24 protein-coding genes and 1 pseudogene are annotated in these 25497 nt (G+C 73.7%); 13 read left to right on the forward strand and 12 right to left on the reverse strand.

All coding sequences use genetic code 11. From position 1 onward, the window contains the following. The first annotated feature begins 11 nt into the window (after positions 1-11). The 5 genes from ABZ249_RS27380 (at position 12) to ABZ249_RS27400 (ending at position 4968) form a co-directional block, all read left to right on the forward strand. A complete protein-coding gene (locus ABZ249_RS27380; protein ID WP_355268587.1) occupies positions 12-992 on the forward strand; it encodes an ACP S-malonyltransferase in 981 nt (326 codons plus the stop codon). 3 nt (positions 993-995) lie between these two features. Continuing rightward, entirely contained in the window at positions 996-1952 is a 957-nt protein-coding gene (locus ABZ249_RS27385) for a beta-ketoacyl-ACP synthase III (protein ID WP_355268590.1), read from the forward strand. 61 nt (positions 1953-2013) lie between these two features. Beyond that, complete coding sequence (locus ABZ249_RS27390; RefSeq protein WP_220560092.1) at positions 2014-2271, forward strand: acyl carrier protein; 258 nt, start codon at positions 2014-2016, stop codon at positions 2269-2271. A gap of 127 nt (positions 2272-2398) precedes the next feature. Next, complete coding sequence (gene fabF / locus ABZ249_RS27395) at positions 2399-3634, forward strand: beta-ketoacyl-ACP synthase II (protein WP_220560091.1); 1236 nt, start codon at positions 2399-2401, stop codon at positions 3632-3634. A gap of 188 nt (positions 3635-3822) precedes the next feature. After that, positions 3823-4968 (forward strand): EAL domain-containing protein, encoded by a 1146-nt coding sequence (locus ABZ249_RS27400; RefSeq protein ID WP_355268666.1) that lies wholly within the window; start codon positions 3823-3825, stop codon positions 4966-4968. A 257-nt stretch (positions 4969-5225) separates the two neighbouring features. On the opposite strand, the gene ABZ249_RS27405 is transcribed toward ABZ249_RS27400, so the two are convergent. Beyond that, positions 5226-6107: an SGNH/GDSL hydrolase family protein gene (locus tag ABZ249_RS27405; protein ID WP_355268668.1), complete on the reverse strand. Its 882-nt coding sequence runs from the start codon at positions 6105-6107 to the stop codon at positions 5226-5228. 739 nt (positions 6108-6846) lie between these two features. Between ABZ249_RS27405 and ABZ249_RS27410 the strand changes: the two genes are divergently transcribed. Both ABZ249_RS27410 and ABZ249_RS27415 read left to right on the forward strand, forming a co-directional pair. Beyond that, positions 6847-9114: a hypothetical protein gene (locus ABZ249_RS27410; protein ID WP_355268594.1), complete on the forward strand. Its 2268-nt coding sequence runs from the start codon at positions 6847-6849 to the stop codon at positions 9112-9114. Positions 9115-9226: 112 nt separating this feature from the next. After that, positions 9227-9988 (forward strand): DUF2470 domain-containing protein, encoded by a 762-nt coding sequence (locus ABZ249_RS27415; protein WP_355268597.1) that lies wholly within the window; start codon positions 9227-9229, stop codon positions 9986-9988. On the opposite strand, the gene ABZ249_RS27420 is transcribed toward ABZ249_RS27415, so the two are convergent. After that, positions 9985-11424: a PLP-dependent aminotransferase family protein gene (locus ABZ249_RS27420; RefSeq protein WP_355268600.1), complete on the reverse strand. Its 1440-nt coding sequence runs from the start codon at positions 11422-11424 to the stop codon at positions 9985-9987. The genes ABZ249_RS27415 and ABZ249_RS27420 overlap by 4 nt on opposite strands. Here ABZ249_RS27420 and ABZ249_RS27425 point away from each other — a divergent pair. Next, complete coding sequence (locus tag ABZ249_RS27425; protein WP_355268603.1) at positions 11423-12316, forward strand: DMT family transporter; 894 nt, start codon at positions 11423-11425, stop codon at positions 12314-12316. The genes ABZ249_RS27420 and ABZ249_RS27425 overlap by 2 nt on opposite strands. 59 nt (positions 12317-12375) lie before the next feature. Here the strand turns inward: ABZ249_RS27425 and ABZ249_RS27430 are convergent, their stop codons facing one another. From ABZ249_RS27430 to ABZ249_RS27465, 8 genes are all read right to left on the reverse strand, one after another. Beyond that, on the reverse strand, positions 12376-12753 hold the full coding sequence (locus tag ABZ249_RS27430) for a metal-sulfur cluster assembly factor (RefSeq protein WP_220560084.1): 378 nt from the start codon (positions 12751-12753) through the stop codon (positions 12376-12378). Beyond that, positions 12753-13229: a Fe-S cluster assembly sulfur transfer protein SufU gene (gene sufU / locus ABZ249_RS27435; RefSeq protein ID WP_220560083.1), complete on the reverse strand. Its 477-nt coding sequence runs from the start codon at positions 13227-13229 to the stop codon at positions 12753-12755. The genes ABZ249_RS27430 and sufU overlap by 1 nt, the downstream gene beginning before the upstream one ends. A 93-nt stretch (positions 13230-13322) precedes the next feature. Beyond that, entirely contained in the window at positions 13323-14621 is a 1299-nt protein-coding gene (locus ABZ249_RS27440; RefSeq protein WP_220560082.1) for a cysteine desulfurase, read from the reverse strand. Positions 14622-14624: 3 nt separating this feature from the next. Next, a complete protein-coding gene (gene sufC / locus ABZ249_RS27445) occupies positions 14625-15386 on the reverse strand; it encodes a Fe-S cluster assembly ATPase SufC (protein WP_220560081.1) in 762 nt (253 codons plus the stop codon). 7 nt (positions 15387-15393) lie between these two features. Next, positions 15394-15729: a non-heme iron oxygenase ferredoxin subunit gene (locus ABZ249_RS27450; protein ID WP_220560080.1), complete on the reverse strand. Its 336-nt coding sequence runs from the start codon at positions 15727-15729 to the stop codon at positions 15394-15396. Then, a complete protein-coding gene (gene sufD, locus ABZ249_RS27455) occupies positions 15722-16882 on the reverse strand; it encodes a Fe-S cluster assembly protein SufD (RefSeq protein ID WP_355268607.1) in 1161 nt (386 codons plus the stop codon). The genes ABZ249_RS27450 and sufD overlap by 8 nt, the downstream gene beginning before the upstream one ends. A gap of 1 nt (position 16883) precedes the next feature. Then, positions 16884-18296, reverse strand: a complete 1413-nt coding sequence (gene sufB, locus ABZ249_RS27460) for a Fe-S cluster assembly protein SufB (protein ID WP_355268609.1) — start codon at positions 18294-18296, stop codon at positions 16884-16886. A gap of 28 nt (positions 18297-18324) precedes the next feature. Next, on the reverse strand, positions 18325-19098 hold the full coding sequence (locus ABZ249_RS27465; protein ID WP_220560076.1) for a MarR family transcriptional regulator: 774 nt from the start codon (positions 19096-19098) through the stop codon (positions 18325-18327). A 318-nt stretch (positions 19099-19416) separates the two neighbouring features. On the opposite strand from ABZ249_RS27465, the gene ABZ249_RS27470 reads away from it, so the two are divergent. Continuing rightward, complete coding sequence (locus tag ABZ249_RS27470; protein ID WP_355268612.1) at positions 19417-20361, forward strand: ABC transporter ATP-binding protein; 945 nt, start codon at positions 19417-19419, stop codon at positions 20359-20361. After that, positions 20358-21194, forward strand: coding sequence for an ABC transporter permease (locus ABZ249_RS27475; protein WP_355268614.1), 837 nt, complete (start codon positions 20358-20360; stop codon positions 21192-21194). The genes ABZ249_RS27470 and ABZ249_RS27475 overlap by 4 nt, the downstream gene beginning before the upstream one ends. 121 nt (positions 21195-21315) lie before the next feature. On the opposite strand, the pseudogene ABZ249_RS27480 reads toward ABZ249_RS27475, so the two are convergent. Continuing rightward, a pseudogene (locus ABZ249_RS27480) lies at positions 21316-22383 on the reverse strand (MFS transporter); the annotation flags it as partial. Positions 22384-22552: 169 nt separating this feature from the next. Between ABZ249_RS27480 and ABZ249_RS27485 the strand changes: the two are divergent. After that, positions 22553-23356 (forward strand): inositol monophosphatase family protein, encoded by an 804-nt coding sequence (locus ABZ249_RS27485; protein ID WP_355268616.1) that lies wholly within the window; start codon positions 22553-22555, stop codon positions 23354-23356. Positions 23357-23374: 18 nt separating this feature from the next. On the opposite strand, the gene ABZ249_RS27490 is transcribed toward ABZ249_RS27485, so the two are convergent. Continuing rightward, positions 23375-24067, reverse strand: coding sequence for an RICIN domain-containing protein (locus ABZ249_RS27490; protein WP_355268618.1), 693 nt, complete (start codon positions 24065-24067; stop codon positions 23375-23377). A 122-nt stretch (positions 24068-24189) separates the two neighbouring features. Between ABZ249_RS27490 and ABZ249_RS27495 the strand changes: the two genes are divergently transcribed. Together ABZ249_RS27495 and ABZ249_RS27500 are read left to right on the forward strand one after the other, a co-directional pair. Beyond that, positions 24190-24558, forward strand: a complete 369-nt coding sequence (locus ABZ249_RS27495) for a hypothetical protein (RefSeq protein WP_355268620.1) — start codon at positions 24190-24192, stop codon at positions 24556-24558. Positions 24559-24564: 6 nt separating this feature from the next. Further along, on the forward strand, positions 24565-25467 hold the full coding sequence (locus tag ABZ249_RS27500; protein WP_355268670.1) for an EamA family transporter: 903 nt from the start codon (positions 24565-24567) through the stop codon (positions 25465-25467). The last annotated feature ends 30 nt before the right edge of the window (positions 25468-25497 follow it).

Below are 25497 nucleotides of genomic sequence, written 5' to 3' on the forward strand. Positions count from 1 at the left end.
AGGTGGATGTCGTGCTTGTAATCGTTGCTCCCGGCCAAGGTGCCCAGGTTCCCGGATTCCTCTCCCCGTGGCTCGAGCTGCCCGGCGTCGCCGACCAGCTCTCCGCGTGGTCGGAGGTCGTCGGGCTCGACCTGGTGCGCTACGGCACCACCGCGGACGCCGACGAGATCCGCGACACGGCCGTCGCCCAGCCGCTGCTGGTCGCCGCGGGCCTGGTCGCGGCGTCGGCGGTCCTGAGCCCGCTGACCTCGCCCTCCCCCGCCCTGCCGGCGGAGGCCTCCCTGGTGGACGCCGTCGCCGGCCACAGCGTCGGCGAGTTCACCGCCGCCGCGGTGGCCGGTGTGCTCTCCCCCAAGGACGCCCTGTCCCTGGTCGCCGAGCGCGGCCGCGGCATGGCCGACGCCGCCGCCCGCACCGAGACCGGTATGACCGCCGTCCTGGGCGGTGACCGCGAGCAGGTGCTGGCGGCCATCGCCGCCGCGGGGCTCACCCCGGCCAACGACAACGGCTCGGGCCAGATCGTCGCCGCGGGCACCACCTCGCAGCTGGCGGCCTTCGCCGAGAACCCGCCGGAGAAGGCGCGGCTGCGCCCCCTGTCGGTGGCGGGCGCCTTCCACACCGAGCACATGGCCCCGGCCGTGGAGCGGGTGCGCGCGGCCGCGGGCCTGCTGTCGCCCTCCGACCCGGTGGTGCCGATCCTGTCCAACGCCGACGGCGCGGTGGTCGAGGGCGGCAAGGAGTACCTGGACCGGCTGGTCACCCAGATCTCCTCCCCCGTGCGCTGGGACGCCTGCACGCGGACCCTGGCGGATCTGGGCGTCACCGCCCTCATCGAGCTGACCCCCGCGGGCACGCTCACCGGTCTGGCCAAGCGCGCCCTGCGCGGCGTCGACCTCCTCGCGGTGAAGACGCCCGAGGACATCGAGCGCGCGGGCGTCCTCATCAAGGAGCACGCGGGGACCTCCGCCGCGGGCACCGACCAGGAAGGCTGACCCATGTTCCCCACCCCGAGCATCCCCGGCGGCGCGGCCATCCGCTCCTTCGGCGAGTACCAGCCGGCCCAGGTGGTCACCAACGCCGACCTGGAGAAACGGGTCGACACCAGCGACGAGTGGATCCAGAGCCGCGTCGGCATCAAGGAGCGGCGCATCGCCGGGCCCGAGGACACCGTGGCGAGCATGGCCGTGGCCGCGGGCGGCAAGGCCCTGGCCGCCGGCGGGCTGTCCCCGGAGGACATCGACCTGGTGATCGTGGCCACCTGCACCCCGCAGGACCAGATCCCCAACACCGCGGCGACCGTCGCCGCCCGGCTGGGCATCGTCGCCCCCGGCGCGTTCGACCTCAACGCCGCCTGCGCCGGGTTCTGCTACGCCCTGGGCGTGGCCGCCGACATGGTGCGCGGCGGCAGCTCCCGCAACGTCCTGGTCATCGGGTCGGAGAAGCTCTCCGACTGGGTGGACTGGGAGGACCGCTCCACCTGTGTGATCTTCGCCGACGGCGCCGGCGCGGCCGTGGTCTCCGCCTCGGAGGACAACGCCATCGGCCCGGTGGTGTGGGGCTCCTCCGGCGAGCGCGCCGACAAGATCCACCTGCGCGAACACAAGTACCTCTGGCAGGAGGGCCAGGCGGTCTTCCGCTGGACCACCACCGAGCTCTACAAGACCGCGCTGGAGGCGCTGGAGCGCGCCGGGGTGGCCCCCGAGGAGCTCACCGCCTTCGTCCCGCACCAGGCCAACCTGCGGATCGTCGAGTCGATCGCCAAGAAGCTGGGCGCGCCCCAGGCACTCGTGGCCCGCGATATCGTCACCGCTGGCAACACCTCCTCCGCGTCCGTCCCGCTCGCGCTGTCGCGCATGATCGGACGCGGGGAGCTCCCGTCGGGGAGCACCGTCCTCACCCTGGGCTTCGGCGCGGGGCTGGTCTATGCCGCACAGGTGATCCGCATCCCCTGAGGCACGCGGCCGAAGATCCGGACCGCATCCCCGTTCACAGAACACACGCAAGGAGAAGAACATGGCTTCCAGCGAGCAGAAGACTTTCAGCGAGCAGGAGATCCTGGAAGGCCTCGGCGAGATCATCGAGGAGATCGTCGGCACCGACCCCTCCGAGGTCACCCCGGAGAAGAGCTTCGTGGACGACCTCGACATCGACTCGCTGTCCATGGTGGAGATCGCCGTCGCCGCCCAGGACAAGTTCGGCGTGGAGATCCCCGACGAGCAGCTCAAGGACCTCAAGACGGTCCAGGACGTCGTCACCTTCATCCAGAAGTGATCGTCCGGGTCGCCGGGGACCGATGACCCGGCCCGGCGACCCGACCGGCCCACTCCGCCGGACCACCCCAGTCATCCGCCACGCCCGGCCCCGCAGCCGGGACCGACCCACGAAGGGCGATCGGATCATGGCAAAGACCGATGTCGTCGTCACCGGCCTCGGCGCCACCACCCCGCTCGGGGGGGACGTCGCGACCACATGGTCCGCGCTCCTCGACGGCCGTTCCGGCATCAGCACGCTGCCCGAGGAGTGGCACGAGAGCCTCCCGGTGCACTTCGCCGGGCGCATCGCGCAGGAACCCTCGGAGAAACTCCCCAAGCCCCGGCTGCGCCGGCTGGACCGCACACAGCAGTTCGCGCTCATCGCCGCCGGCGAGGCCTGGGCCGACGCCGGCTCCCCGGAGGTGGACCCGCTGCGCCTGGGCGTGGTGGTCTCCAGCGGCATCGGCGGCATCCTGACCATCCTGGAGCAGTACGACACCTTCCGTGAGAAGGGCTGGCGGCGGGTCTCCCCGTTCACCGTGCCCATGCTCATGCCCAACAGCCCGGCCGCCGCCATCAGCCTGGAGTACACCGCCCGCGCCGGCTCGCACGTCCCGGTCAGCGCCTGCGCCTCCAGCGCCGAGGCGATCGCCAACGGTGTCGACATGATCCGCGCCGGCCGCGCCGACATCGTCATCGCGGGCGGCACCGAGGCCGCGATCCACCCGCTCAACATCGCCTCGTTCGCGTCGATGCGCGCCCTGTCCACCCGCAACGACGACCCGCAGACGGCGTCGCGCCCCTGGGACAAGGACCGCGACGGCTTCGTCATGGGCGAGGGCGCGGGCATCGTCATCCTGGAGTCGGCCGAGCACGCCGCCAAGCGCGGCGCCCGCGTGTACGCGCACGCCTCCGGTGTCGGCTACACCAACGACGCCTACGACATCGTCCAGCCCGACCCGGAGGGCGCCGGCCAGTCCCGCGCCATCACCCAGGCGCTGGCCGACGCCGACCTGGCGCCCGAGGACATCGTGCACGTCAACGCGCACGCCACCTCCACCCCGGCGGGCGACGTGGGCGAGACCCGCGCCATCCGCGCCGCGCTGGGTGCGGCCGCCGACCGGGTCGCGGTGACCTCCACCAAGTCCATGACCGGCCACCTGCTGGGCGGCGCGGGCGCGGTGGAGTCGATCGCCACGATCCTGGCGCTGCACGACGGGCGCATCCCGCCGACCATCAACATCCAGGAGCTGGACCCGGAGGTGGCGGTGGACATCGTCCGCGACAAGCCCCGGGACATGCCCTCCGGCGATGTCGCCGCGATCAACGAGTCCTTCGGGTTCGGCGGCCACAACGTCGCGCTGGTGTTCCGCCGGGCCTGACCCGGTGACACCGCGTCCGCGGACGCACGGGGCCCCGCCTGCCGGCGGGGCCCTTCTCCTTGTCGGGGGAGGACCCGACCAACGGCCCGTGAAGGTGAGCTGAACAGCCGCGAAAACGCCTTCAGGTACGCAGGGCGTATCGTCACCATGGAGAGGTGACCACAGCGCACTCGCACCGGGCCCCCACGGTGACAGCTCCCCGGACGGCCGGACCGGCTCCCCGTCCGGACCGGACGCCGTTCGGCTTCCAGCCGATCGTCGACCTGGACTCGGGCGCCATCGTGGCCGTCGAGATCATCTCCCCCGCCCCCGCCGGAACCGGGGCCGGCCCGTTGGAGATGCCTCCGGAGGAGATGGAGGCCATCGCGGAGTGGCTGCTGTCCCTGGTGCGCGAGTCCGCCGGGACCGAGAGCCTGCTCCCGCTGGTGCTGCCGCTGCCCGCGCGGACCCTGATGGCCCGCAACGGGTTCGTCGACCTGGTGGACAGCCTGCTGCGCCGGGCCGGGCGGCGGCCCCGCGACATCACGTTCATGCTCGGGGCCGAGCTGGCCGACCTGCCCCGCAAGATCGTCGTTTCGGGGGTGGCGCGGCTGCGCAGCGCGGGCTTCCGGTGCGGTTTCGGCACCGCGATGGTGCGCCCGGACCTGGTCGTCGAGGCGGCGCCGTTCCTGATGCGGATCGACCCGGGCGTGGTCTCGGGTGTGGCGGCCGACCAGCGGCACGCCACCGTGGTGGAGGGCCTGGCCCGGATCGGCCGCGGCAGCGGGGTGTACGCCATGGCCGCGGGGGTGGACACCGCCGAGGACGTGGTGCGGCTGCGCCGCTGCGGCGTGAAGGTGGGCACCGGCCCGTTCTTCGCCGACGCCGCCTGGCGGCCCGGGGAGCGGGTGACCCCGGTGCCGGAGCCGACCGCCGGGCAGGAGCGGGCGGGGGACGAGGGCCCGCGGGTCACCGAGTTCATGGTCCCGCCGGTGGGGTTCGACGCCGACACCACGGCCGAGCAGATCCTTGAGGCCTTCACCGACGACAAGGCCCTCAACAGCGCGATCCTCATCGACCACCGGGAGCGGCCGGTGGGCGTGATCGACCGGACCCGGTTCCTGCTGTCGGTGACCGGGCGCTACGGGCACGCCCTGCACGCCAAGCGCCCCGCGATCCGGCTGGCGGAGTCGCCGCGCACGGTCCCGGCGTGGATGTCGGCGATCGCCGCGCTGCGCGTCGCCGGCCAGGACACCGAACGCGTCTACGACGACCTCGTGGTGGTCAACACCTACGGGCAGTGCCTGGGCGTGGTCCACATCAGCGACCTCATCCAGTCCCTCTCCCGCAGCTAGGCCGTCTCCCTTCGGACCCGCGGGCCCGGTGTCCGAAGCACCGCCGCCTCACCCGGCGCCCTTCAGAGGCAGGGCCCTTCGGTCCCGCGTCGGTGTCCTCGACGGACGGCCCGCGGCCGCGGCCCTTCCTCCCGACCGTCTCCTCCGGGCCTCCGGAACCCCGCCGGTCCGCCCGAAGACGGGGGCAGGGGCGCGGACGGGCCCGGGGACGGCGGCGCCCCGCGCCGGGGTCCGGGGCGGGGCGTGTACGGCCGGGTTCAGCGCAGGGGCTCGGGGCCCTTGACGCCGGAGGGGCTGTTGGTCGGCTGCTCGGAGGCCTCCTCCACCTGGGGCAGCGGGGAGCGGCCCTCGGCGATGGCGCGGGCGATGCGCTCGCGGGACGCCTCGTCGTTGAGGTAGTCCAGCTCGGGGCGCTTGGGCAGCAGGCCGTCGCCCGAGGAGCGGCCCATGGCCCGGCGGCGCAGCCACGGCACCAGGTACTGGCGGGCCCAGCGGCGGTTCTCCCGGCGGCGCAGGATGGCGGGCAGCTGCCGGGGCGGGGTGGTCCAGGGGTCGGTCCACGACTCGCGCGGCCCCATCGGGAAGCCCAGCAGGTCGGCGATGCGGGCCGCGACGATCTGGTGGCCGGTGCCGTTGAGGTGGAGCCGGTCCTCGCTCCAGGCCCGGGGGTCGGTGAGGGCGTTGAGCGCCCACATGTCGACGATCTCGGTCCCGGTGCGCTCGGCGATCGCGCGCATGTGCATGCTGAACACGGCGATGCGGCCGCGGTAGTAGCGCAGCACGGGGATCCACCCGGTGTCGTGACCGGACAGGATCACGGTGCGGATGCCCGCGTCGCGCAGGCGGCGGATGCCCCGCTCGAACTCCTCGGCCAGGTCGTCCAGGTGGGTGCCCGGGCGCAGCACGTCGTTGCCGCCCGCCAGCACGGTGACCAGGTCGGGCTTCCACTCCAGGGTCCGGTCGAGCTGCTCGCCGAAGATGTGCTTCATACGGCGGCCGCGCACACCCAGGTTGGCGTAGCGGAAGTCCGCGGTCACCTGGCCCAGGTGCTCGGCGAGCCGGTCCGCGAAACCGCGGTACTGGCCGCCGGGACCGCTGTCGTCCTCCATCCCCTCGGTGATGCTGTCACCGATCGCCACATAGGACCGGATGGGCTCCGGTCTGCGCGCGGGAGCGGTCACGGGGGGATTCATCTCAAGGTCTGTCACGTCAACCAATCATCCGGCTCGACCGTCCCACGCCGACTGGGCGCCGTAGGGTGCGCGGGTACGGAATCCTGGTACGGGTCGCGGTGGGTCGCCCCCCGTCTCCGAAACACCGTCGACCCCTGCGGCCGCGGGGCGGCCACCCGGCTCGAAGGTCGTTCGGGCGAGGACAGTGCCCATCCAGCATACCCGGGACCGACGAAGGCGTGCCGGTCACCGAACGCGCTGGTGGGGCGCGCCTGCATCCTCCGTCTCCGGTAGTCCTCCCCCGTTGCGGGAACGGGGAGCAGGCGTGAAGGCTCCGTGAACAACAACGGCCGCACACCGGCGGAAGAGCCGAATGTCCTTTATGAGGTGGATCACATATTCTTGCAGCCGCATGTACCGCCGTTCCCGTACCGGGGAGACGGTCGGCCCGCCGCCGGGGCGCCCTCCGCCCGGACCGGGACGGCCTGGGGGTACCCATGTGGCGTCAAGGGACGTACGATCTCCGAGAAGTGCTCACGGCACCCCTGTCCCCCGGCCGCCGTGCCCACCCCTGGCATCCCCGCCCGTCCTCCGGACGGGTCCCCCCAGCGGGTGAAGGGCGCGTACTGTGGTGCATCGAACCGAAGGCCCGTGCGGTTCCTCCCCAATTCACGTGCAGACACCAGGAGGTCGAGGTCCCCAGCGGATGAACGCCGTCTCTCCGATCTGCCTCGTCGACCTCGCACCCGCGCTGCGGTGGTCGAGGTCGCCGGACGTGGCTCCACTACTCCACCATGACCGGTTGATCGACGGCTGGTGGCACTCGCTGCCGGTCGCCAGGGTCCTGGAGATCGCCGGTCCGCCCTGGCTGGCGCACGGGATCGCGCGCCTGGCCGTGGAGCAGTGGGCGCACGTGCCCCTGGCCGAGTTCCTGCCGAACCTGCGCTCCCAGGAAGTGCACTGCGAGGACCTCGCCGAGCCGGTGCGCAGCGTCGTGCTGTCGACGGCCGGCGACTGGGACCACCTCATCTCCAGCCCTCCCCAGGAGATCGGCTCCTGGCCCCTGGGCGACTGCCGCGTGATGGACGTGGTGAGCACCGTGGCCTGGCGGGCCCTGCAGCCCTGCGGCGACCTGCCCGGCGGCCCCGCCCCCTCGCCCGCGCTGATGCTGGAGGCGGTGCGCACCATCGCGCACTGGCTGCCCGACACCGCGCCCGAGCACGTGCGCAGCGCCCTGGACTACTTGACCACCGCCACCGGCTCCGACCAGGCCTCGGCCTCCGGGGGCGCCGGAGGCGACCCGACTCCGCCGCAGACCCCGGCCACCCGGGCCATCCGCACGCTGCGGGCGCTGCGCGCCCAGCGCGACGAGGAGCACCAGGAGGTCCCCCTGCCGGTCGCCGTCGGCGGGCACGAACCGGTGCCGATGGCCATGGTGAGCTCCGCCGCGATGATCCCGGGGGCGGCGCTGGAGGCCGAGGTCTCGGCCGGGAACGGCGTGGGCGATCTGCGCTCGCAGTTCCGCAGTTCGCTGCTGGGTCCCGGGCGGACCCTGCGCAGACCCAGCTTCGGGCCGCCCAAGCACCGCCCCGAGCAGGAGGAGCGCCCGGCCGCCCCGGCCCTGGGCGAGCACCCCCTGGTGGACATGGTCGAGGAGATGTTCCGCTCTTGGCCCGACCTGGAGCGGACGGTGGCCGCCGAGCGCCTGTTCGCCACCGACCCCATCAGCATCCGGGTGCTGTCGGAGCAGATCGCCGTGGACGTCACCGACATCCGCGCCGCCCAGCGCAAGGTCGAGGAGCGGCTGCTGCGCTGGCTGAACTCGCCCGAGGGCGCACCCATCACCAAGCACCTGCGGGACCTGTCGGAGCAGCTGGGCACGGCCACCACGATCGACCGGCTGATCAACGCCCACCCCGACCACCCGGTGGAGGTGCCCACCCTGAGCACGCCGCTGTGGCGGGTGGTCATCACCCTGTTCACCGACCGGCGCATGCACAACGGCTGGCTCATCGCCGACGACCCGGGCCGGCTGCGCTGGCAGACCCGCGAGCTGCTGGCCGACGGGCCGGGCCTGACCGAGGCGGGCATCCGGCTGGGCCGGATCGGCATCCGCCAGCAGGAGCTGCGCGCCTGGCTGCTCAGCACCCCCGGGGTGAGCCTGCAGGACGGGCGCGTGCTCGTGGACCCGTCGGTCCCGATGGAGGCGCCCGGCGGCCAGCCCGGGCACACCGCGGACGACTCGGGGGCCACCACGGAGAACGGGCTGCCGATCCGCCGCCGCCCCGACGGCCCGGGCCCGGCCCCGGAGCCCGTACGCCCCGCGCCCGCCCCGTTCGCGGCCCCCGCGGGCCTGCGGATGCCGGCGCCGCCGGAGCAGCCGCCGCCCGCCCCGGCCCCGATGGCACCGCCCGTCGCCCCGGCGCGGCCGGTCCCGGGCGGCCCGGCCATGGCGGCCCGCTGCTTCCGGGCGCCCGACGGCCGGTGGTGGCACCGCATCGACATCACCGCCGACCACCTCAACGGCGCCCCGGTGGCGGTGCCCGCCGGGTACGCCACCCACCTGGGCCTGCAGCCGGGACGGCTCCTGTGCCTCACCGCGCCCGGCGCGGACCTGCTGGTCCTGGTCTGGCGCGACCAGCCCGCGTTCGACTCGCTGCGGCCGCTGCTGCGCCGCCAGGCCGCCCAGCCCGGCGACCGCGTCTTCATCACCGTGTCGGGCGACCGGCTGGACGCGCGCAAACTGCCGGCGACCGACCTGAGCAACTACTCGCCGACCGCGCGGGCGCTGCACCTGAGCGGCTACACGGCGCCGTCCTCCACCGAGGAGGCGCTCAAGATCCTCTCCCGCCGGATCACCGACAGCGACGAGCGGGCCCCGACCGATCCGCAGTCCCTGGTGGAGCTGCTCACCCGGCGGGGCGACAACGACATCGCGGGCGAGCTGCGCGCCGGCCTGTTCGCCGCCCACTAGAACCACCGCCCAGGCCCCCGGTCACCCGACCGGGGGCCTGGTTTTTTACCCTCCGGGACTTTCCTCCCGCCTCACCGTTCTTGTAGGTTAGCCTTACCTAAGCCTAGTTGAGGTGGTTCCCCTGCATACTTCCCGGCACCCGGCCCCCTCCCCGGCCGAACGCGCCAGAGCGGTCCTGGCCCGGCCCAATCCGGCCACCGTCACGACCCAGAGCGGCACCCTCCACCTCGTCGACCCGGCCTGCCACGTACACCCCGGCGGCACGGTGAGCCTGCTACTCCCCGACCGCCACCACCTGCTGGACGAGATGTCCCGCGGGCGCACCGCGGCCACCGTCGAGTTCACGGACACCAGCGCGGTGGCGCTGCGCGACCCCACGCGCTCGCTGCTGTGGATCAGCGGCACCCTCACCGCGCTGGACGAGGCGACGGCGCGCATGCGGGCCCTGCGGCTGATCCGCGACGACCCCGACGAGCGCCTGCTCGACATCGGCCACGGCCGCACCATGGTCGCCATGGACCCCTACCTGGTGGTGCACTCCGACGCCGAGGGCTGCCACCTGCTCGGCAACGACGAGTTCCTCCGGGCCCGGCCGGACCCGCTGGGCCGCTGGGAGGGCCCCTGGCTGCGCCACCTGGAGGAGGACCACCCGGACCTGCTCGCCGCGCTGGCCGAGGTCTGCCCCGGGGACGTCCCCCCGGTCCCGCCCCGCCCCCTGGGCGTGGACCGCTACGGCCTGACCCTGCGCTTCGAGGGCCCCGACGGCGACCACGACGTCCGGCTGCCCTTCGGCCGCACCGTCGAGGGCCCCGAGGAGGTCGCCGCCGAGGTGCACGCCCTGGCTGACCCGGCCGGCGCCCGCCGCCCCTTCTAGGCCGGGCCCCGGGCGGTGTCCAGGGCCGCCGCCAGCCGGACCGCCCCCTCGGCGGCCTCTTCCGGCCCCGAGGTGCCGGCGTAGGCCAGGCGCAGGTACGGCGCGGGCGGCTCCCCGGGGAAGAACGGCCTGCCGGACGCCGCCTTCACCCCGGTCCGCTGCGCGGCCTCCGCGACGGCGTCCTCGTCGGTGCCGTCGGGCAGGCGCGCCCACACCTGGTAGCCGCCCGGCCGGAACTCCTGCTCCACGGCCGGTGCCCGCTCCAGCAGGGCGGCCGCCACCGCCGTGCGCCGCCGGGTCAGCCCCTCGGCCAGCGCCCGCAGGTGCCGCCCCCAGGCCGGGGAGCCCACCAGTTCCAGGGCCGTCTCCTGGAGGACCCGGGGGACGAAGAGGGACTCCACCACCTGGACGGCGCGCAGCCGGCGCAGCACCGGCCCGCGCGCCGCCAGGGCTCCCACCCGCAGCCCGGGCGAGGACGCCTTGGTCAGCGAGTGGACGTGCACCACCGTCCCGTGCCGGTCGTCGGCGATCAGGGGCGGCGGCAGGGGCGGGGCGTCGGTGTGCGCCAGCCGCCGGGCGTAGTCGTCCTCCACCACGAACGCGCCCGCCTCCCGGGCGGCGCGCAGCACCCCGGCGCGGCGCTCGGGCGCCAGCACCGCCCCTGTCGGGTTGTGGAACAGGGGCTGGCACACCAGCACCCGGGCACCGGTGGCGGCGAACGCCTCGACCAGCAGTTCCACCCGCACCCCGTCCCGGTCCACCGGGACCGGCACCGGGCGCATGCCCAGGGACCGGGCGATGGCCAGCAGGCCCGGGTAGGTCGGCGACTCCACCAGGACCGGCGCCCCGGGCCGGGCCAGCGCCCGCAGCGCGGTGGACAGGGCGCTCTGCCCGCCCGCCGTGACCAGCACGTGCGAGGCGTCCAGCGAGGTCCCGTCGATCTCCCGGGCGAACCAGTCGCGCAGCTCCGCCACCCCCTCCAGCGGCGGGCTCCCCCACACGCCGGGGCGGCGGGCGGCCCGGGCCGCGGCGGCGGCCAGCTCCCGGTCCGGCCGCAGCGAGGCGTGCGGGTAGCCGCCGTTCAGCGGGACGACCCCGGCCGGGGCGGGGGCGAGGGTGGCGAGGAACCCGGAGTCGTCCGGGCCGCGCGGGACCCCGCCCGCCTCGGGCACCGCGTCCAGGGCGACCTCCTGCCAGGAGGTGTCCCGCACGGGCCGGCGCACGGGCTCGCCGGCCCGGAAGGAGCCCGCGCCGGGGCGGGTGACCACGAGCCCCTCGGCGACCAGGCGGGCCATCGCCCGGGAGAGGGTCACGGGCCCCACCCCGTGCCGCTCCACCAGGGTCCGGCTGGCGGGCAGCCGTTCCCCGGGAGCGTAGCGCTCGAACTCCCGACGCAGGGTCTCGGCCAGATCCCGGCCATTGCTACCCTTGTTCATGAAAGCACACGATAGCGCTACCACCCGTTCTTCGGTAGCGGTTCCGCACGGCGCCGTCCTGGCCCTCCTCGGAGTGGTCGCCTTCTCCTTCACCCTCCCCTCCACCGCCCTGGCTCTGGAGGGCTTCGGCCCGTGGACCACCGCCGTGCTGCGGGCCTCGGTCGCCGGGCTGATCGCGGCCGGATGCCTGGCCGCCGTCCGCGCGCCGCTGCCCACCCGCGCGCAGCTGCCCGCCCTGGCGGCGGTCGGCGCGGGCTGCGTGGTGGGCTTCCCGCTGCTGACCTCACTGGCGCTGGGGAGCACGGGCGCGGGCGACGCCGCCGTGGTCGTCGGCCTGCTCCCGGTGACCACCGCCGTCCTGGCCACCCTCCTGGGCGGCACCCGCCACTCCCCCGCGTTCTGGATCGCCGCCGGGATCGGCGCCGCGGCCGTGGCCGGGTTCACCCTCGCCCGCACCGGGGGCTCCCCCGGCCTCGGGGACCTGTTCCTGGCGGGCGCCCTGCTCGCCTGCGCCTACGGGTACGCCGAAGGCGGCCGCCTGGCGGCCTCGATGCCCGGCTGGCGGGTGATCGCCTGGGGCCTGGTGCTCACCCTGCCCCTCAGCCTGCCCGCCACCGCAGCCGCCCTGGTCCTGGAGCCGGCCGCGCCGACCCCCTCGGCGGTGGCCGGGCTGGTCTACCTCTCGCTGGTCAGCCAGTTCGGCGGGTTCGTCCCGTGGTACCGGGGCATGGGCCTGATCGGCGTCGCGCGGGCCGGACAGATCCAGCTGGTCCAGCCCCTGCTCACCCTGACCTGGGCGGTGCTGCTCCTGGGCGAGCGGCCCGGCGCCGGCGCCCTGCCCACCGTCCTCGTGGTCCTGGCCTGTGTGGCCGTCACCCAGAAGGCGCGCTGACACGGCGACGGGCCGGGCACCCCGCGAGGGGTGCCCGGCCCGTTCGGCCGTCGGACGGATCAGACGTTGAAGCCCAGCATGCGCAGCTGGTCCCGCCCGTCGTCCGTGATCTTGTCCGGACCCCACGGCGGCATCCAGACCCAGTTGATCTTGACCTCGCGCTCGAACTCCTCCAGCGCGCTGGTGGCCTGGTCCTCGATCACGTCCGTGAGCGGGCAGGCGGCGCTGGTGAGGGTCATGTCCAGGGTGATCACCGAGTCGTCGGCGTTCACCCCGTACAGCAGCCCCAGGTCGACGACGTTGACGCCGAGCTCGGGGTCGATGACGTCCTTGAGGGCCTCACCGATCTCCTCGACGAGCGCCTCGGCCTCGGGGGACAGCGGGACCTCGGCCGGTGCGGCCTCGGTCGTCGTGGTCTCGTTCTCGCTCGCTGACATCAGACGCCTTCCTTCTCCAGGGACTGCGCTACCGCGTCCTTCCACGCCATCCATCCGAGGAGGGCGCACTTGATCCGGGCCGGGTACTTGGACACCCCGGCGAACGCGACCGCGTCCTCCAGGACCTCCTCGTCGGGTTCGCCCTTGCCCTTGGAGTGCATGAGCTCGTTGAAGGCCTCCAGGGTCCGCATCCCCTCGGCCACCGTGCGCCCGATCAGCAGGTCGGTCAGCACCGACGTGCTGGCCTGGCTGATCGAGCAGCCCATGCCCTCGTAGGAGACGTCGCTGACCAGTGCCCGGTCGTCCAGCGTTCCGTCCCCCTGCGCCGGGGTCAGCGCCACCCGGAGCGTCACCTCGTCCCCGCAGGTGGGGTTGATGTGGTGCGCCTCGGCGTTGTGCGGATCCCGCAGCCCCTTGTGGTGCGGGTTCCGGTAGTGGTCCAGGATGATCTCCTGGTACATCGCGTCCAGCTGCATGTGCGGGTCTTCCTCGTCGTTCTTCCGCCCTGCGTTCCGTCGCGGGCGGGTCCGGGGTCTGCGGGGCCCGGACCCGTCCGCGGGACGCGGGCCCTAGCCCCGGGTTCCGAAGAACTCCTGCGCGGCCCTGACGGCCGCCACGAGAGCGTCCACGTCCTCCGTGGTGTTGTAGAGGTAGAACGACGCGCGCGTGGTGGAGTGCACGCCCAGGGCGCGGTGCAGCGGCCAGGCGCAGTGGTGCCCCACCCGGACCTCCACCCCGCGGTCGTCGAGCACCTGCCCGAGGTCGTGCGGGTGGATGCCCTCCACCTCGAAGGACACCGCGCCGCCGCGGTCCACGGCGTCCGCGGGGCCGATGAGGCGCAGCCCCTCGACGTCGGAGAGCGCCTTGAGCGCGTACTCCACCAGCGTGTGCTCGTGGGCGGCGATGCGGTCCATGCCCACGGCCGACAGGTAGTCGCAGGCCGCGGCCAGGGCCACCGCCTGCGGCGCCATCGGCACCCCGGCCTCGAACCGCTGCGGCGGCTCGGCCCAGGTGGAGTACTCCATGTGGACCACGCCGATCATGGACCCGCCGGTGATGAACGGCGGCATGGCCTCCAGCAGCTCCCGGCGCCCCCACAGGACGCCGATGCCGTTGGGCCCGAGCATCTTGTGCCCGGAGAAGGCCAGGAAGTCCACACCCAGCTCCGCCACGTCCACCGGCATGTGCGGCACCGACTGGCAGGCGTCCAGCACCGTCAGGGCCCCCACCTCGCGGGCCCGGGCGACGATGTCGGCCACCGGGTTGACGGTGCCCAGCACGTTGGACTGGTGCGTGAAGGCGACCACCCTGGTGCGCTCGCCGACGAGGGTGTCGAGGTCCGAGAGGTCCAGCCGGCCCTGGTCCGTCACCGGGAACCACCGGAGGGTGGCCCCGGTGCGACGGCACAGCTCCTGCCAGGGCACCAGGTTGGCGTGGTGCTCCATCTCGGTCACGACGATCTCGTCGCCGGGCCCCACCTGGAAGCGGCGCAGGCCCTCGTCCGCCGTGGCGGCGTTGCCCATCGCGTACGCGACGAGGTTGACCGCCTCGGTGGCGTTCTTGGTGAACACCACCTCTCCGGCGTCGGCGCCGATGAAGCGGGCGATGGTCTCCCGCGCCGCCTCGTAGGCGTCGGTCGCCTCCTCCGCGAGCTGGTGCGCACCGCGGTGCACCGCCGCGTTGTGGCGTTCGTAGAACTCACGTTCGGCGTCCAGCACCTGGCGGGGCTTCTGCGAGGTCGCCCCGGAATCCAGGTACACCAGCGGACGCCCGTCGCGGACGGTCCGGGACAGGATCGGGAAATCCTTCCGGATCGCCGCGACGTCGAGCGGGCCTGGGGCCCCACCGAACTCGCGGACCGTGGTCATGGGTTATGCGCCCGCCTTCACGAAACGCTCGTAGCCCTCGGCCTCCAGGGTGTCGGCCAGCTCGGAGCCGCCGGACTCGGCGATGCGGCCGTTGGCGAAGACGTGGACGTGGTCCGGCTTCACGTAGTTGAGGATCCGGGTGTAGTGCGTGATGAGCATGACGCCCAGGTCGTTGTTCTCCTTGGCGCGGTTGACGCCCTCGGAGACGACCTTGAGCGCGTCGACGTCCAGGCCGGAGTCGGTCTCGTCCAGGATCGCGACCTTCGGCTTGAGCAGCTCCAGCTGGAGGATCTCGTGGCGCTTCTTCTCGCCGCCGGAGAAGCCCTCGTTGACGCCGCGGGCGGCGAACGCCGGGTCGATGGACAGGTCCTTCATCGCGCCCTGCAGCTCCTTGGAGAACTGGCGGAGCTTGGGGGCCTCGCCGCGCACCGCGGTGACGGAGCTGCGCAGGAAGTTGGACATGGACACGCCCGGGACCTCGACCGGGTACTGCATGGCCAGGAAGACGCCGGCGCGGGCGCGCTCGTCCACGCTCATGTCGAGGATGTTCTCACCGTCGAGGAGGACCTCGCCGTCGGTGATCTCGTAGCGCGGGTGCCCGGCGATGGCGTAGGCCAGCGTGGACTTGCCCGAGCCGTTGGGGCCCATGATGGCGTGGGTCTCACCGGAGTTGATGGTGAGGTCGACGCCCTTGAGGATCTCTCGGCGCTCGTCCTCGCCGATCAGGACGTCGGCGCGCAGACCGCGGATTTCGAACTTCGTCATTTCAGCCTCAGGAATTCTTCTCGTCCAACGACACGAGCACGTCGTCGCCGTCGATCTTCACGTCGTAGGTGGGGACCGGCCGGGTGGCGGGCGGGTTGATCGGCGCCCCCGAGCGCAGGTCGAAGCAGGAGCCGTGCAGCCAGCACTCGATGGTGCCGTCCTCGACCTCGCCCTCGGACAGGCGGACCTCCGCGTGCGAGCACACGTCCCGCAGCGCGAACACCTCGCCCTCGGACCGGACCAGTGCGATGGGCGTCTCGTCGTCGGTCTCGACCCCGAGGACCCCCTCCTCGGGGATCTCGGCGAGCTCGGCGACCTTCACCCAGCGACCGGCGTCACTCATGCGCGGCCAGCTTCCGCTCGACCTTGGCCATGATCTCCTCGGCGAGCTCCTCGACCGGGATGCGGTTGATGAGCTCCAGGAAGTAGCCGCGGATGACCAGGCGGCGCGCCTCGTCCTCCGGGATGCCGCGCGAACGCAGGTAGAACAGGTGGATGTCGTCGAGGCGACCGCTGGCGGCGGCGTGGCCGGCGCCCTCCACCTCACCGGTGAAGATCTCCAGGTTAGGTACCGAGTCCACGCGGGTGTCGTCGGTGAGCTGGAGGTTGCGGTTGTGCTCGTAGGAGTCCGTGCCGGTGGTGCCCTCGCCGATGATGACGTCGCCGATCCACACACCGTGGGCGCCCTTGCCGCTCAGCGCACCCTTGTACTCCACCCGCGAGCGCGTGTTGGAGATGTTGTGGTCGATGAGCGAGCGGTGCTCGTGGTGCTGGTCGTCGCCGGTGAAGTACAGGCCGTGCAGCTCGGCGTTGCCGCCGCGCCCCTTGTAGGCCACCTTCGGGGAGAGCCGGACCAGGTCGCCGCCGAGCGTGACGACGATCGACTTGAACGTGGCGTCCTTCTCGACCTGGGCGTTGTGCTGGGTGACGTCGACGGCGTCGCGGTCCCAGTCCTGGAGGCTGACCAGGGTCAGCCGGGCGCCCTCGCCGACGTGGACGTCCACGCTGCCGGCGCGCACGCCGGTGCCGGTCTGCTCCAGGACGACGATCGCCTCGGCCAGCGGCTGGACGTCGATGACGAACTGGTCGTAGCGGGTGCCCCCCTGGGCCTCGCGCCTGATCGTGACCGGGCGCTCCAGCGCGGCGCCCCGGGCGACGGTCACCACCGTGGCCTGCTCGAAGGACGAGTAGGCCTGGGCGATGACGCGGTCGGCCGGCATGCCGGCGGTGCCCAGACGGGCGTCGTCACGGCCGACGGTCTCGACGGTGACGCCCTCGGGGGCGTCGATGTCGACCTTGTCGGTGCCGTCGGCGACGGCGCTGCCGTCGTGCAGGCCCTTGAGGCGGCGCAGCGGGGTGAACCGCCACTCCTCCTCGCGGCCGTTGGGGACGGGGAAGTCGTTCACGTCGAAGGACCCGTGGGTCGCGAGCTTGGAGAACGGGATGTCCCCGAGGCCGTGGCTGTGGGCCTTGGGTTCGATGCTCGGGCCGGTCAACTTAACCAACCGCTCCTTCCATCTGAAGCTCGATCAGCCGGTTCAGTTCCAGCGCGTACTCCATGGGCAGCTCGCGCGCGATGGGCTCGACGAACCCGCGCACGATCATGGCCATGGCCTCGTCCTCGTCCATGCCCCGGCTCATCAGGTAGAAGAGCTGGTCCTCGCTGACCTTGGAGACGGTCGCCTCGTGCGCGAGCTCGGCGTCGTCCTCGCGCAGGTCGTTGTAGGGGTAGGTGTCCGAGCGGCTGATGGTGTCGATCAGCAGCGCGTCGCACTTGACGGAGGACTTGGCGTTGTGGGCGCCCTCCTGCACCTGCACCAGGCCCCGGTAGGAGGCGCGGCCCCCGCCGCGGGCCACCGACTTGGAGATGATGGTGGAGGAGGTGTTGGGCGCGCAGTGCACCATCTTGGAACCGGTGTCCTGGTGCTGGCCCTCGCCCGCGAAGGCGATGGACAGGGTCTCGCCCTTGGCGTGCTCGCCCATCAGGTAGACGGCCGGGTACTTCATGGTCACCTGGGAGCCGATGTTGCCGTCGATCCACTCCATGGTCGCGCCCTCTTCGGCGATGGCGCGCTTGGTGACCAGGTTGAAGACGTTGTTCGACCAGTTCTGGATGGTCGTGTACCGGCAGCGGGCGTTCTTCTTGACGATGATCTCGACGACCGCGGAGTGCAGCGAGTCCGACTTGTAGATCGGCGCGGTGCAGCCCTCGACGTAGTGGACGTAGGCGCCCTCGTCGACGATGATCAGCGTCCGCTCGAACTGGCCCATGTTCTCGGTGTTGATCCGGAAGTAGGCCTGGAGCGGGATCTCCACGTGCACGTTCTTGGGCACGTAGATGAAGGAGCCGCCGCTCCACACGGCGGTGTTGAGCGCGGCGAACTTGTTGTCGCCGGCCGGGATCACCGTGCCGAAGTACTCCTGGAACAGCTCCGGGTGCTCCTTGAGAGCGGTGTCGGTGTCCAGGAAGATGACGCCCTGCTCCTCCAGGTCCTCGCGGATCTGGTGGTAGACGACCTCGGACTCGTACTGCGCGGCCACACCGGCGACCAGGCGCTGCTTCTCCGCCTCGGGGATGCCCAGCTTGTCGTAGGTGTTCTTGATGTCCTCGGGCAGCTCCTCCCAGGAGGTGGCCTGCTTCTCCGTGGACCGCACGAAGTACTTGATGTTGTCGAAGTCGATCTTGGACAGGTCCGCGCCCCAGTTGGGCATGGGCTTCTTGTCGAAGAGCTTCAGCGACTTGAGGCGGAGTTTGGTCATCCACTCCGGCTCGTCCTTCTTGGCGGAGATGTCGCGGACGACCTCTTCGTTCAGACCGCGGCGGGCCGAGGCACCGGCCTGGTCGGAGTCGGCCCAGCCGTACTCATAGTTACCGATCCCTTCGAGTTCGGGATGCGCGATAGACGTCATGCGCGGACTCCTCCTGGACTCAGACGTCCTAGTGGTGTTGCAATCCTCCGCCCGCCGTGCGGCGGGCGCTGGTGGGCGCGGGGGCGTGGTCGTCCCCGCCCGCCCCGTCGTCACCCCTGGGGGTGACGTGCGTGGTGCACACACCGTCGCCGTGGGCGATGGTGGCCAACCTGCGCACCGGGGTGCCCAGAAGCCGCGCGAAGGCCTCGATCTCGGCCTCGCAGAGTTGCGGGAACTCGGCTGCGACGTGGGCGACAGGGCAGTGGTGCTGGCACAGCTGGTCGCCGCCTCCGGGGGCCGGCGCCCGGCCGGCGGTGGCGGCGTAGCCGTCGTTGGACAGGGCCTCGGCCAGCAGCCGGACGCGCTGTTCGGGTGGAACGGCGTCGAGCAGCGGCTCGTAGCGCCTCTCCAGGTCGGCGACCTGACTGCGGGCGAACTCCCCGACGGCCTCGGGGCCGGCGGTCTCCGCGAGGAAGCGGAGCGCGCTGGTGGCGAGGTCGTCGTAGGCGTGGACGAAGGCGTCGCGACCGGCCTCGGTGATGGCGAAGACGCGCGCGGGGCGCCCCCTGCCGCGTCGGCCGCCCGGGGGCCGGGCGTCGCGTGCCTCGACCATGCCCTCGCCGGTCAGGTTGTCGAGGTGGCGGCGGATGGCCGCCGGGGTCAGGCCGAGCCGCTCGCCCAGGGCGGAGGCGGTGATCGGCCCCTGCTCCAGGATGAGCCGGGCCACGCGCGCGCGGGTGCCGGTCTCGGCCCCGCGTTCGGGCCCGGTCAGGGGGCGGGGTACGTTGGCGGCGTCGGGCACGACGATCCCTCCCCTCGACGACTGCTCCTGGTTTTGACAACATCAGTGTGGCGTAAATCAGTCCGTCGTGGCAAACCCGCTTTCATGCCCTTCGTCACCAAGGTCAGGCTTGCCTAACTGGGAGTTCGCCGCAGCGGGGCCCGCCCGGGAAAAGTGCAGGTCATCCCACCTCCGACCGTTCGTCTCTCTGAATGAGACCACCATCCCATCATGCGGACACCCCCTCCGCTCCTCCCGCGGGGCGCGCCGCCGCCCCGCCGCCCCGGTGCGCGCGGGGCGGTGAAGGGCCTCGCGCGGGCGCACGTAGACTCTGGGCCCATGGACACAGCCGCCGTCGAGGTCGTCGACCTGGTCAAGCGCTACGGCGCCACCACCGCCGTCTCCGGCCTCACCTTCCGGGCGCGCCGGGGCGCGGTGACCGCCCTGCTCGGACCCAACGGTGCGGGCAAGACCAGCACCATCGAGATCTGCGAGGGCTTCCGCCGCGCCGACGGCGGAAGCGTGCGGGTGCTGGGCCTGGACCCGGTCTCCGACGCCGACGCGCTCAAGCCCCGCGTCGGGGTCATGCCCCAGTCCGGCGGCGTGCCCACCGGGGCCCGCGCGGCCGAGTGGCTGCGCCTGATGGCCTCCTTCCACGCCTCCCCCGTGTCCCCGGACCTGCTGCTGGAGCGGCTGGGCCTGACCTCGGTGTCGCGCACCCCGTTCCGCCGCCTGTCCGGCGGGCAGCAGCAGCGCCTGTCGCTGGCCTGCGCCGTGGTCGGCCGCCCCGAACTGGTCTTCCTCGACGAGCCCACCGCGGGGCTGGACCCCCAGGCGCGGATGGCCACCTGGGACCTGGTCGCCGAACTGCGCGAGGCGGGCGTGGCCGTCATCCTCACCACGCACCACATGGAGGAGGCCGAGCGCCTCGCCGACCACGTGGTCATCATCGACCGCGGTGCCGTCGTGGCCGAGGGCACCCCCGCCGAACTGGCCGGGGGCCGCCGCGAGGTGTGCTTCTCCACCGACACCCCCGTCGACGCCGACGCCCTGCGGGAGGCACTGCCCGCCGGGACCCGGATCTCCTCCGCGCGCGGCGCGGGCGGCCGGAGCGAGTACGTGATCGGCACCGACGACCCCGGGGCGCTGGGCCCGGAGTTCCTCGCCACGGTGACCGCCTGGTGCGCGTCCGCCGGCGTCCTGGCCGAGGACCTGCGCGTGCGACGGCGTACCCTCGAAGACGTCTTCCTCGAACTCACCGGCAGGGAACTGCGCGAATCATGAGCGAGCACATCTCCAGCACCGCCGCGCCCGCGCCGGGCGCCGCGCGCCCGGCGGACGGGGCCGCGTCCCCGTTCGCCCCCGCCCCCGGCGCCGCGCCGATGTGGCGGATGGTCGCCGCGCAGGCCGGGATGGAACTGCGGGTGATGCTGCGCCACGGCGAGCAGTTCCTGCTGACCATGGTCATCCCCGTGCTGCTGCTGGTCGGCTTCAGCCTCACCTCCGTCCTGGACGTCGGCGAGGGCCCCCGGGTGGACGCGCTCACCCCGGGCGTCCTGGCGCTGGCGATCATGTCGACGTCGTTCACCGGGCTGGCCATCGGCACCGGGTTCGAGCGCCGGTACGGGGTGCTCAAGCGGCTGGGCGCCACCCCGCTGTCCCGGTTCGGGCTGCTGGCCGCCAAGACGCTGGCCGTGCTGGGCGTGCAGGTCATCCAGGTCGCGGTGCTGTGCGCCGTGGCGCTGGCGCTGGGCTGGACCCCGGCGGTGTCGTTCGGCGGCGCGGCCGCGGCGGCCGCCCTGGTGCTGCTGGCGACCGCCGCGTTCAGCTCGCTGGCGCTGCTGATGGCCGGGACGCTGCGGGCCGAGGCCACGCTGGCCGGGGCCAACCTGGTCTACATCCTGCTGCTGGGGCTGGGCGGGGTGCTCTTCCCCGTCAGCGCGTTCCCCGGCCCGCTGGAGGCGGTGTCCTCGGCGCTGCCGATCACCGCTCTGAGCGAGGGGCTGCGGGCGGTGCTGGCGGACGGCTCCCTTCCCTCGGCGGGCTCGTTCGCGGTCCTCCTGGTGTGGGCCGTCGCCGGCGGGGCGCTGGCCGCCCGCCTCTTCCGCTGGGAGTGAGCACCGCGGCCCCGGCCACGAGCAGGGGCACGGCCACCAGGGGCAGGGCCGCGACCAGGTAGCCCTGGGCGGGTGCGACCAGGGAGACGAGCACGCCCGCCGCCGCGCCGCCCGCGGACGCCCCGGCGTTGTAGGCGGTGTTGACCCACGTGCCCGCCCGGACCGCCCGCCCCGGTCCCGCCGCCGCGTCGGCCGCCAGGTAGGCGGTGGTGATCGCCGGGGTGGCCAGGACGCTCGCGGCGAAGAGCACGGCGCACAGCGTGAGCGGCCCGGACGCGGTCGCGGCCAGGAGCGTCGCCGCCCCGACGCCCAGTCCGAGTCCGGCGAGACGGGCCTGCGGCCCCCGCCGCCACAGCACGGCCCCGTAGGCCAGGCCGCCGACGACCCCGCCCGCGGTCTGGGCCGCCTCGAACCACACCAGCAGCGCGGCGCCGCCGTGGCGCTCGGCGAAGGCGACGTGCACCAGCCCGGCCGCGCCCAGGGTCAGGCCCAGCGCGGCCGCCGTCGCCATCACGGGCAGCAGGGCCCGCCAGGGCGGCGGGCCGCCGTCCGGGGCCGGGTCCCCCTCCTCCCGCGGCCGCCGCCGGGCCAGGGGCGCGCCCGCCAGCGGGACGGCCCCGGCCACCAGCAGGAGGGCGGCCCCGGCCAGGCCGGCCGCGGGCGGCGCGAACGGCAGCAGCGCGCCCAGCAGCAGCGGACCGGCGAGGAAGACCGCCTCCTCCACGACCGAGTCCAGGCTGTAGGCCCGCTGGCGCAGGCCGTCGCGGTCGTGGAAGAGGCGGCTCCACAGGGTGCGGGTGACCGGCCCCAGCGGCGGGATCACCGCTCCGATGAGCGCGGGCAGGGCGATCAGGGCCCAGGCGGGGGCGCCCGGCCGCCAGGTCAGGAACGCCAGGGCGAGCAGGCCGGCGGCGGCCAGGACCGCCATCGGGACCAGGGCGCGCGGCATGCCGTGGCGGTCGATGAGACGGGCCCGGGCCGGCGCCAGGGCCGTGGCGGCGGCGCCGTAGGCGGCGGTGGCCGCGCCGACCACCGCGTAGGAGTCGGCCGCGGCGGTGACGGACAGGATCAGGGCCGGGCCCAGCAGGCCGAAGGACAGGCGCCCGAGCATGGCGGGCGCGAAGAAGCGGACCGCTCCGGGCGTGCGCAGGACGGCACGGTAGGAGTCGGCCCCGTGGGGCGAGGACATGGGTGTGTTCCCTCAGGGGGCGGCGGCGCGCGGGCGCCGCGGGCGTGCGTGGACACCGGAGGGACCGCGGGCGCGGAGGGCGCGGCGGTCCGGTGTCGGTCTACGCACGGGGGTGGAACACGGGGCCAGGCTACCAGGCGTGTCGGGGCCCGGTCCTAGGATGGCGGGCATGATCGACATGGACGCGGTGACCGGAATCCTGCGCGATGCGGCCCGCGAGGTGATCCTGCCCCGGGCCCGCTCGCTGTCCGAGGGCGAGGTCATGGAGAAGAGCCCCGGCGAGCTGGTCACCGTCGTCGATCAGGAGGCGGAGCGGGTCATCACGGCCCGGCTGCGGGGGCTGGTGGACGCCCCGGTGGTGGGCGAGGAGGCGGTGGCCGCCGACCCCTCGCTGGTGGAGGCGCTGCGCACCGAACCGGTGGTGTGGCTGGTGGACCCGCTGGACGGGACCCGCAACTTCGTCGAGGGCCGCCGCGAGTACGGGGTGATGGCGGCCCTGGTGCACGCCGGGGAGACCGTCGCGGCGTGGATCGTGCAGCCCGAGTGGGACCGCGCCTACGCCGCCGAACGCGGGGCGGGCGCCTGGCGCGACGGGACGCGGCTGCGCCGCGATCCGGCGCCGACCGACCCCGGGCGGCTGCGCGGCTCGGTGCTCACCCGCTTCCTGGCCCCGGAGGCCAGGCGGCACGTGGAGGCGTCGGTGCCGCGGTTCGCCGGGGTGGACGGCGGCGCGCACTGCTCCGCCGTCGACTACCCGCTGCTGTGCGAGGGCTCCCGGGACTTCCTGCTGTTCCACCGGACCCTGCCCTGGGACCACGCCCCCGGCGCGCTGCTGCTGGCCGAGGCGGGCGGGGTGTCGCGGCGGCCGGACGGGACGCCCTACCGGCCCGACCAGGGCCCGGACGTGCTGGGGCTGCTGAACGCCGCCGACGAGACCTGCTGGAAGACGGTGCGCGGGCTGCTGCTGCCCTGACCGGCGGAGGGGCCGTGCTCAGCCCAGGGGGACGAGCCGCCACTGCTGGAAGGCGTGCCCTCCGTCGGGGGCCTGGACCACGGGGGTCCCGTTGTCCGGGGCGCCGCCCTGGCCCTCCAGGGCCTGGCCGGTGGCCCGGTTGACCAGGCGGACGACGCCGCCGCCCGCGTCGACGACGGTCCAGTGCTGGTTGGTCGCCCCGGTGCTGGTGAGCAGGGTGGCCGCGGCCTGGGCGGCCGCGTCGGCGGGGACCTCCAGGACCTTCCCGCTGCCCACGCCCGTGATCTCGTAGAACCCGCCCTCGACCGGCGCGAACCGCCATTGCTGGTTGGCCTGGTCGTGCCGGTCCCACAGGTGGACCGCGGCGCCGTTGCCGGTGGCGGCCTGGGCGACGTCCAGGACGCGGCCGCCGTGCACGTTCTGGAGGACGTAGACGGTCTCGGGGTCGATGCCCGCAGGGTGGGTGGGCTCCTCGGAGGGCTCCGGAGAGGGCTCGGGGGACTCCTCCGGCTCCGCGGGCTGGACCAGGACGCCCGAGACGGCGATCACCCCCTCCTCGGCGCGCGCGCCGTCGGAGGCGAACAGTCCGCCCACGTAGCCGAGGATGGCGGCGATGAGGACCAGGGCGGTGGCGCCGGCCAGCACCGGCCAGTGGGGTATGTACCGTTCCGTTGCGGCTCGGGGGGCGTCGCTGCGGCGGGATCGGGACATGGGGAACAGGCTCCAGTGGGCGGGGTACGGTCCATCAGGAAGCATGTCATACCGTTTCGCTCCCTTCGTTCGTGTTCCCCCTGGAATCGGGGAACACGGGGCGTTCTCGGTAGGGTCCCCGCATGGAAGCCCTCGGAGTCCCGTGGTTCATGTCCGTGCGCCTGCTCGGGCCGCCCCTGCTCCTGCTCGTGGTCGGCGGGGCGCTGCTGCTGTGGCGGCGGCCGGGCCGCTCGAAAGCGGTCTGGGCGGCGCTGGCGGTGAACCTGCTGGCGGCGGCGCTGCCGTTCCTGTGGATCGGGGCGCAGGCCGTCACCGACCAGGCGGAGCGGACGGTGTACGGGCTGGTGATGACGCTGCTCCAGCCGTCGGTGTCCCTGGTGGCCTGGGGCCTGCTGCTGTGGGCGGCGGTCTTCCCGGCCCGCGCCCCGGACGGCGCGGCGGCCGCACGGGAGGGCGGGCGCCCGGAGCGCGAGTCACAAAACATAGGATGAATGACCATGGGCACCCCGACCACACCGAAGGCACCGTTCTCCCTGCGCACCGCGGCGGATGCGGTGCCGCCCGTGTGGCTGGTGCTCATCGGCATCGTCTCGGTGCAGACCGGCGCCGGGGTGGCCAAGAACCTGTTCGAGGTGCTGCCGCCCGCCGCCGTGGTCTGGCTGCGGCTGCTGACCGCCGCCGTGCTGCTCGGCCTGGTGGTGCGCCCCGCCTGGAAGGCGTACACGCGCGGCGACTGGCTGGTGGTGGTCGGCTACGGCGTTGCGCTGGCCACGATGAACTTCTTCATCTACCAGGCGTTCGCGCGCATCCCCCTGGGCATCGCGGTGACCATCGAGTACCTGGGCCCGCTGGCCATCGCGGTCCTGGGCTCGCGCCGCCGCGTCGACCTGCTGTGGGCGGGCCTGGCCGGGCTGGGCGTGGCGGCCCTGGGCCTGGAGTCGGGTTCCCTCGACCCGCTCGGCATCCTGTTCGCGGTGCTGGCCGCGGTGTCGTGGGCCGGGTACATCCTGCTCAGCGCCGCCACCGGCCGGCGGTTCGACGGGGCGTCGGGGCTGGCGATCGCCGGCGTGGTGGGCGCGCTGCTGATGGCCCCGGCGGGCATCGCCCAGGGCGGGGCCGCGCTGCTGGACTGGCGGGTGCTGCTGTTCGGCCTGGCGGTGGGCGTGCTCTCGTCGGTGGTCCCCTACACCCTGGAGCTCAACGCCCTGCGCCGGATGCCGCCGCGGGTGTTCGGCGTGCTGATGAGCCTGCAGCCGGCCGCCGCCGCCCTGGTCGGCCTGGTCCTGCTGGGCGAGATGCTCACCGTCTGGCAGTGGCTGGCGGTGGGCTGCGTCATCCTCGCCAGCGCGGGCTCCACCCGCACCTCCGCCTCCTCCGGAACCTCCGAGCAGTCGCCGTAGGCGCAGGTCGCGCACGTCGGCGGGGGCGCG

Origin of the sequence: Nocardiopsis sp. NPDC006139 (genome assembly GCF_040614155.1) — a bacterium.
Taxonomy (GTDB): Bacteria; Actinomycetota; Actinomycetes; order Streptosporangiales; family Streptosporangiaceae; genus Nocardiopsis; species Nocardiopsis changdeensis.